Raw genomic sequence first — 6,840 nt, 5'->3', positions numbered from 1 at the left:
GGAAGCTAAGCCTCATAGCGCCGATGGTACTGCAGGGGGGACCCTGTGGGAGAGTAGGACGCCGCCGAACAATCTTTCAGGAAAGGGCTCCAGCCAAAAGGCTGGGGCCCTTTTCACGTTTCCGGGCCGTTCGAAAGCAGGACAGGGGTGGTGCTAGGTCCACCCCAAAGACGGGTGGCACGGCCAATGTGCCGGGCAGGGGGTCGGGGAGAGACTGAGAGCGTTCCAGGAATGGCGATCGACTCTCGGGGAGTACACCTTGGCGACGACGACGGGGTTCGACGGTAAGACCGTCGGGTTTGCTGTGGGTGACAGGCTGCGGTCTGCGCTGCCGGCGACCGGGCGGGCCGTGTTGTTGGTGGTGTTGGCGGGTGTCGGGGTGGGGCTGCCGTTCATGGCGGCGCTGCTGGCGGGGGCTGTGGTCTTCAAGCTGGGGTTCTCGGGGGCGCCGCTGCCGTACGTGGGGACGCTGGCGGTGCTGGCGGCCGCGGTGGCGACGGCGTACTGGTGGATGCGGTTCGGGGCGGAGCTGGCGCGGGGGCAGGTCGAGCGCTGGTACGGGGTCCGGTTGGTGGCGCGGTATTCGTCGAGGGGGGTGCTGGAGCAGGATTCCCGGGGGTACTGGTGGACGGGGTACTCGTACCACCGGGTGTATCCGGTCGCGCGGGCGGTGCAGTTCGCGCAGTGGGCGGTGCGGGATCAGCAGACCAGGCGGGAGGCGCTCTGGCTGGTGGTGAACCCGTTCGGTGCGGCGGTGCTGCTGGGGTCGATGCTGGTGCTGCTGCTCGGCGGGGTGTGGGCGGTGGGTGCCGCGGTGGTGCTGCTGCGCGATTCGTACGGCGGCCTGGGCGAGTTGCTGGTGTCGGCGGTGGTGGCGGCCGTGGGCGTCGGAACGGTGCTCGGTGTGCTGCTGGTGCTGCCGGCGGCGGTGCGGAAGCACGGGGAGTGGGTGTGCCGGGTGTTGGGGGACGGGGCCCGGCAGAGCAGGGCGGAGCTGAGCGAGCGGGTGGCGCAGCTGACGGAGACGCGGGCGGACGCGGTGGACGCGCAGGCGGCGGAGCTGCGGCGGATCGAGCGTGATCTGCACGACGGGGCGCAGGCGCGGCTGGTGGCGATCGGGCTGACGCTGGGGACGATCGAGCACCTGATGGCCAGCGACCAGGAGGCGGCGCGGGAGCTGCTGGCGGAGGCGCGGGAGGCGTCGGCGAAGGCGCTGCAGGAGTTGCGGGATCTGGTCCGGGGCATCCACCCGCCGGTGCTGGCGGAGCGCGGGCTGCCGGACGCGGTGCGGGAGTTGGCGTTGACGGCGCCGGTGCAGACGGAGGTGACGGTGAGCCTGCCGGGGCGTCCGGAGGCTTCGTTGGAGACGGCGGTGTACTTCAGCGTGAGCGAGTTGCTGGCGAACGTCGCCAAGCACGCGCGGGCCGGTAACGCCTGGGTGGACGTGCTGTACCGGGCGGGGCGGCTGCGGGTCGTGGTGACGGACGACGGGCACGGTGGTGCGCGGTTGGAGGGCGGCGGTGGGCTGCGCGGGATCGAACGGCGATTGGGTACGTTCGACGGAGTGATCTCGCTCGACAGTCCTGTGGGCGGGCCGACCACCATCACGATGGAGCTGCCGTGCGTGTTGTCCTCGCCGAGGATCTCTACCTCCTTCGCCAAGGTCTGACGCGGCTGTTGGAGGTGCACGGGTTCACCATCGCCGCCGCGGTGGAGACGGGGCCCGATCTGCTGGCGGCCCTGCTGTCGGAGCGGCCGGACGTCGCGGTGGTGGACGTCCGGTTGCCGCCGACGCTGACGGACGAGGGGCTGCAGGCGGCGCTGGCGGCGCGGCGGGAGATTCCGGGGCTGCCGGTCCTGGTGCTGTCGCAGCACGTCCAGCAGTTGTACGCGCGGGAGTTGCTGGCGGACGGGACGGGCGGGGTCGGGTACCTGCTGAAGGACCGGGTGTTCAATGCGGACCAGTTCGTGGACGCGGTGCGGCGGGTGGCTGCGGGTGGGACGGCGATGGACCCGGACGTGATCGGCCGGCTGCTGCAGCACAACGCGGGGTCGGCGCCGCTGCAGCGGCTGTCGCCGCGGGAGCGGGAGGTGCTGGGGCTGATGGCGGAGGGGTGCTCGAACTCGGCGATCGGCGCGCGGCTGACGATCAGTGACGGTGCGGTGGCCAAGCACATCGCCAACATCTTCGCGAAGTTGGAGCTCTCCCCGACGGAGGACGGCAATCGCCGGGTGCTGGCGGTGCTGGCCTACCTGAACGCGGGGGCCGACCGGGCGGCGTCGGGCTGACGGGTCCTGGCGCGGGCGGAGAGAGCGGCGCGGGCAGGGCGCGGGAGGCGTCGGCGTGCGGTCGGACCGGGTGCGCACAGTGGTGTGGACCAGTCGAAGTGTGCTGCCGGTCCGGGCTGGCGCGGGCGGGGAACGCGCGTACGAGTAGTATCCGGTGGGCCGGGTCTGTCAACGGCGCACCGGCATCGCGTCCCACGCGGAGCGTGCGCCCCGGGGCGGGGACGTGTACTCGGCGGCTACAGGTCGTATACGGCAGCTGCCGAGTCCCAGGGGTTGATCATCGAATGGCACGTCCTTCCCTTACCCGCGCGCACCGGGCTCTGCTGGGTGTGGTGGCCGTCGGCGCGTGCGTGATCTCCGGCATCGGTTTCGCGGGGTCCTACAACTCGGTGCGGGACCTGGCGATGGAGAAGGGCTTCGGCTCGTTCGCCTACGCGTTCCCGATAGGCGTCGACGCGGGCATCGTGGTGCTGCTGTCGCTGGACCTGGTGCTGACCTGGCTGCGGATTCCGTTCCCGCTGCTGCGGCAGACGGCCTGGCTGCTGACGGCGGCGACCATCGCGTTCAACGCGGCGGCGTCCTGGGGCGACGCGCTGGGCATGGCGATGCACGCGGTGATCCCGGTGCTGTTCGTGGTGGTGGTCGAGGCCTCCCGGCACGCGGTGGGGCGGATCGCGGCGATCACCGCGGACCGGCACATGGAGTCGGTGCGGCTGATGCGCTGGGTGCTGTCGCCGGTGCCGACGTTCCGGCTGTGGCGCCGGATGAAGCTGTGGGAGCTGCGCTCCTACGACGAGACGGTGCGGCTGGAGCAGAACCGGCTGGTGTACCGGGCGCAGCTGCGGTTCCGCTACGGGCGGGGCTGGCGGCGGTCGGCGCCGTTCCAGGCGCTGCTGCCGCTGAAGCTGGCGAAGTACGGGGTGCCGCTGGACCCGACGATCCTGGACCGGATCGACGGCCCGCTGGTGCTGCAGAGCAGCACGGTGGCCGGGGCGGAGCAGACGGAGCAGGTGGCGCAGGGCGAGCCGGCCGGAGTGGCGGGGCAGGTGACGCAGGGGCGGGTCGAGGGCCGGGCGGCGGCGCTCGCGCAGGCGGGGCCGGCCGGTCCGGCGGCCCCCGCTCCCGTCCCGGCCCCGGCCCCGGCCTCGGCCTCGGCCTCGGCCGCCGAGCAGCAGTCCGCGGTGCCGCCGGTGTCGGCGGCGGTGGCGGTGCCGACGCTGGCGAAGCTGGCCGCGGTGCGGCTGCGCGACCAGCAGGACCCGGAGGCGGCCCAGGCCGCGCCGGTGCAGGACCCGTCGGGGACGCTGAACGTGTGGACGGCGCGTCCGGTGCGCTCGCACGTGGCGCAGCCGGACCAGGTGCACACGGCGCGGGTGCCGGGGCAGGCGTCGCCGTGGTTCAAGGCGCCGCGCCCGGACGGCGAGGAAGAGCCGGCCCGCCCGCAGTCGGGCTACCAGCCGCCGCGGGCCGAGACGTACGCCGAGCAGTCCGGGGCCGGTCACCCGGCGGGCTTCGCGGGCCGACCGGCCGCGGGCCCGGACTTCGCGGTGGAGTACCCGGAGGACGCGTTCGCGGCCGAGTACCCGGCCGACGGGTTCCCTGCGGAGGCGTACCAGGACGCCGGGCAGCCGTCGCCGCGGCAGGACCGGGCGGCGGCGAACGGCCGCGGCCCGGCGCCCCGTCCGGAGCCGCGCGGGCAGCAGGCGGAGCCGGTCCTGCGGCGGCCGATGCGGCTGGACGCGGGGCTGGAGTCCGACGCGCTGCCGTTCGAGGCGGTGGAGGAGGCCCCGGCGCGGCGGGCGTTCGTGGGAGCGGAGCCGCTGGACGCGGACGAGTGCTTCGAGGCGCTGGTGTCCTACATGGAGGAGAACCAGCGGCACCCCGACGAGCGCCGTTTCGCGGAGTACCTGAGCCAGCGCGGGGTTCCGGGCTCGCGGCCGGGCGGCGGGGTGACGGTGAAGGACGTCGAGAAGATCTGGACGGACCTGCAGGAGCGGTACATGGAGTCCGGCCGGGGGGAGTGACCCGGTCCGCCCCGCAGGGAGCACGGAAGGTACTCGAAGTACCTCGTAGGGAAGTACAGGACGCGTGGTGGCCGTCCGCCGGTTTCTCCGGCGGGGCGGCCATTGACGCTTCCGCGGGGCCGCCACTACGTTCGCCGCAACAATTTGTTGAAGAAGCGCGGTGAGTGGAGGAGCCCGGAATGTCGCAGCCCGCCCGGATCGATGCCGCCCGGCAGGACGGGGCCCCGTCCGCCGTCTCGTTCTCGGAGGCCGCCCGGGCCGCGGTGGAGGCCCTGCTGGCCCCGGTGGACACCGAGTTGACGCGCCGTTACCCGGGCGAGCCGGGTTCGCGGCAGCCGGTGCACACCGTGTACGTGCCGGCCGACGTGTTCGGCGCGGGCACGGTGCGCGAGTGGGGCGGCCGGGCGCTGGCGGTGTTCGGGGAGCACGCCAGGACGCCCGCCCGGCTGGCCGAGGCGCTCGGGGTCGCGGACGACGCGCTGCTGGCGGACGTGCACGCCCGGGTCCGGGCCAAGCTGGAGCGCGAACCGGTCGAGGACCTGCGGATCGACTTCGAGGACGGCTACGGCCCGCGCCCCGACGCCGAGGAGGACGCCGCGGCGGTCCGGGCCGCCCGGCTGGTGGCCGACGCGGTCGCCGACGGCACCGCCCCGCCGTACCTCGGCATCCGGATCAAGTGCATGGAGGCACCGGTCCGGGCCCGCGGCATCCGCACCCTGGAGCTGTTCCTCGGCACCCTGCTGGCCCGCGGCGGCGGCCTGCCCGACGGGCTGCTGCTCACCCTGCCCAAGGTCACCCACGCCGCGCAGGTCACCGCGCTGGTGCGGCTGCTGGAGGACTTCGAGCGGCGGGCCGGGCTGCGTGCCGGGCGGCTCGGGTTCGAGATCCAGGTCGAGACCACCCAGGCGATCCTCGGCCCGGACGGCCGGGCCACCGTCGCCCTGCTGATCGACGCCGCCGAGGGCCGGGCCACCGGGCTGCACTACGGCACCTTCGACTACAGCGCCGCCTGCGGGGTCGCCGCCGCCCACCAGAGCATGGACCACCCGGTCGCCGACCACGCCAAGGCCGTCATGCAGGTCGCCGCGGCCGGGACCGGCGTCCGGCTCTCCGACGGCTCCACCAACGTGATCCCCGTCGGCGGCACCGAGCAGGTGCACGCCGCCTGGCGGCTGCACCACCGCCTGGTCCGCCGCTCGCTGGCCCGTGCCTACTACCAGGGCTGGGACATGCACCCCGCCCAACTGCCCACCCGGTACGCCGCCGTGTACGCCTTCTACCGGGAAGGCCTGCCCGCGGCCTGCGCCCGGCTCGCCGCGTACGCGGCCAGGACGGGGGGCGGCGTGCTGGACGAGCCCGCCACCGCCCGGGCGCTCAGCGGCTACCTGCTGCGCGGCCTGGACTGCGGGGCCGTCGACCTCGCCGAGGTCACCGCGCTCACCGGCCTGGACCGTACCGCCCTGGACGCCCTGGCCGGACGCTGACGGGGCACGGCCGGGTGGGCGGGCGGGGCACCGGAGAGGTCGGGGCCGGGCGGTCGAACGGGCGCCCGGGCCGGTCCGGCCGAGCGCCTAAGCTGGGAGTGCCCGAGCGGCACCCCCCAGCGAGCGACCCCGGAGAGCACCAGCACCATGGCGGAGCCGAGCCCCAAGCCGTACCTGACCGTCCGCGGCGCCGGCAGCCACGAGCTGGAGATCAAGAAGTCCCGGTTCATCTGCCACCTGGCGCGGGTCGCCGACGAGGAGGAGGCGCAGGCGTTCGTCGCGGCGATCCGCAAGCAGTACTGGGACGCCCGGCACAACTGCACCGCCTTCGTGGTGGGCGGGGGGCAGCCGCGCGAGCGCTCCAACGACGACGGGGAGCCCGCCGGGACGGCCGGGGTGCCGATGCTGGAGGTGCTGCGGCGGCGCGGGGTGACCGACACCGTCGCGGTGGTGACCCGCTACTTCGGCGGGATCAAGCTCGGCGCGGGCGGGCTGGTGCGGGCCTACGGGACGGCGGTGTCCGGGGCGCTGGACGAGATCGGCCTGCTGGAGCGGCGCCCGGTCGCGCTGCTGGCGGTGCTCGCCGACCACACCCGGGCCGGCCGGCTGGAGAACGACCTGCGGGCCGCCGGGTACGAGGTCGTCGGGCTGGAGTACCTGGCGGACGGGGTGCGGATCGAGGTGGGCGTCCCCGAGCCGGAGACGGAGCGCTTCCACACCTGGCTGGCCGAGGCCACCGGCGGCTCCGCGACGGCCCGGCCCGCCGGGCGGACCTTCGTCGAGGTCGAGGTCTGACCCGCCCGGGACGGCGGGGGACGGTGCGCCGTGGACGGGGCGGACGGGGCGGCGGAAGGCCGACCGGACGGGGGTGACTGACGTGCCGTCACGGGGGGTAGCAGAGACGCGTCCGGCGACGTTCCCGTAGCCACGGGATGACACTCGAAGGAAGGAACCAGGGACGGATGCGGAACTTCCGCTCCAGGTCACTTCGTCTCATTGGGTGAGGAACAACGATTCGGCACGACACCGGGAGGAGGAATCTC

5 protein-coding genes are annotated in these 6,840 nt (G+C 74.2%); all 5 read left to right on the top strand.

Annotation, left to right across the window (positions count from 1 at the left end):
- The first annotated feature begins 379 nt into the window (after positions 1-379).
- The 5 genes from ACIQBJ_RS34790 to ACIQBJ_RS34770 all read left to right on the top strand — a co-directional run bounded on the left by ACIQBJ_RS34790 (position 380) and on the right by ACIQBJ_RS34770 (position 6,592).
- Positions 380-1,669 (top strand): sensor histidine kinase, encoded by a 1,290-nt coding sequence (locus ACIQBJ_RS34790; protein WP_400718743.1) that lies wholly within the window; start codon positions 380-382, stop codon positions 1,667-1,669.
- Positions 1,621-2,289, top strand: coding sequence for a LuxR C-terminal-related transcriptional regulator (locus ACIQBJ_RS34785; RefSeq protein WP_400718742.1), 669 nt, complete (start codon positions 1,621-1,623; stop codon positions 2,287-2,289). The genes ACIQBJ_RS34790 and ACIQBJ_RS34785 overlap by 49 nt, the downstream gene beginning before the upstream one ends.
- Before the next feature lie 284 nt (positions 2,290-2,573).
- On the top strand, positions 2,574-4,313 hold the full coding sequence (locus ACIQBJ_RS34780; protein ID WP_400718741.1) for a DUF2637 domain-containing protein: 1,740 nt from the start codon (positions 2,574-2,576) through the stop codon (positions 4,311-4,313).
- A gap of 179 nt (positions 4,314-4,492) precedes the next feature.
- Positions 4,493-5,797 carry a DUF6986 family protein gene (locus ACIQBJ_RS34775; protein ID WP_400718740.1) on the top strand — a complete coding sequence of 435 codons (1,305 nt, stop codon included), beginning with the start codon at positions 4,493-4,495 and terminating at the stop codon, positions 5,795-5,797.
- Between the two features lie 147 nt (positions 5,798-5,944).
- Positions 5,945-6,592: a YigZ family protein gene (locus ACIQBJ_RS34770; RefSeq protein ID WP_400718739.1), complete on the top strand. Its 648-nt coding sequence runs from the start codon at positions 5,945-5,947 to the stop codon at positions 6,590-6,592.
- Positions 6,593-6,840 lie beyond the last annotated feature (248 nt).

It is taken from the genome of Kitasatospora sp. NPDC088391 (assembly GCF_044753345.1).
Classification (GTDB): domain Bacteria; phylum Actinomycetota; class Actinomycetes; order Streptomycetales; family Streptomycetaceae; genus Kitasatospora.
The sequence above is the reverse complement of the archived record's forward strand: the minus strand, read 5'-3'. Positions and strand labels throughout refer to the sequence as shown.

What these genes read in the sequence shown, in the direction of transcription:
- ACIQBJ_RS34775 (WP_400718740.1), top strand. Translation starts at nt 4,493, where the DNA reads ATGTCGCAGCCCGCCCGGATCGATGCCGCCCGGCAGGACGGGGCCCCG.
- ACIQBJ_RS34770 (WP_400718739.1), top strand. Translation starts at nt 5,945, where the DNA reads ATGGCGGAGCCGAGCCCCAAGCCGTACCTGACCGTCCGCGGCGCCGGC.
- ACIQBJ_RS34780 (WP_400718741.1), top strand. Translation starts at nt 2,574, where the DNA reads ATGGCACGTCCTTCCCTTACCCGCGCGCACCGGGCTCTGCTGGGTGTG.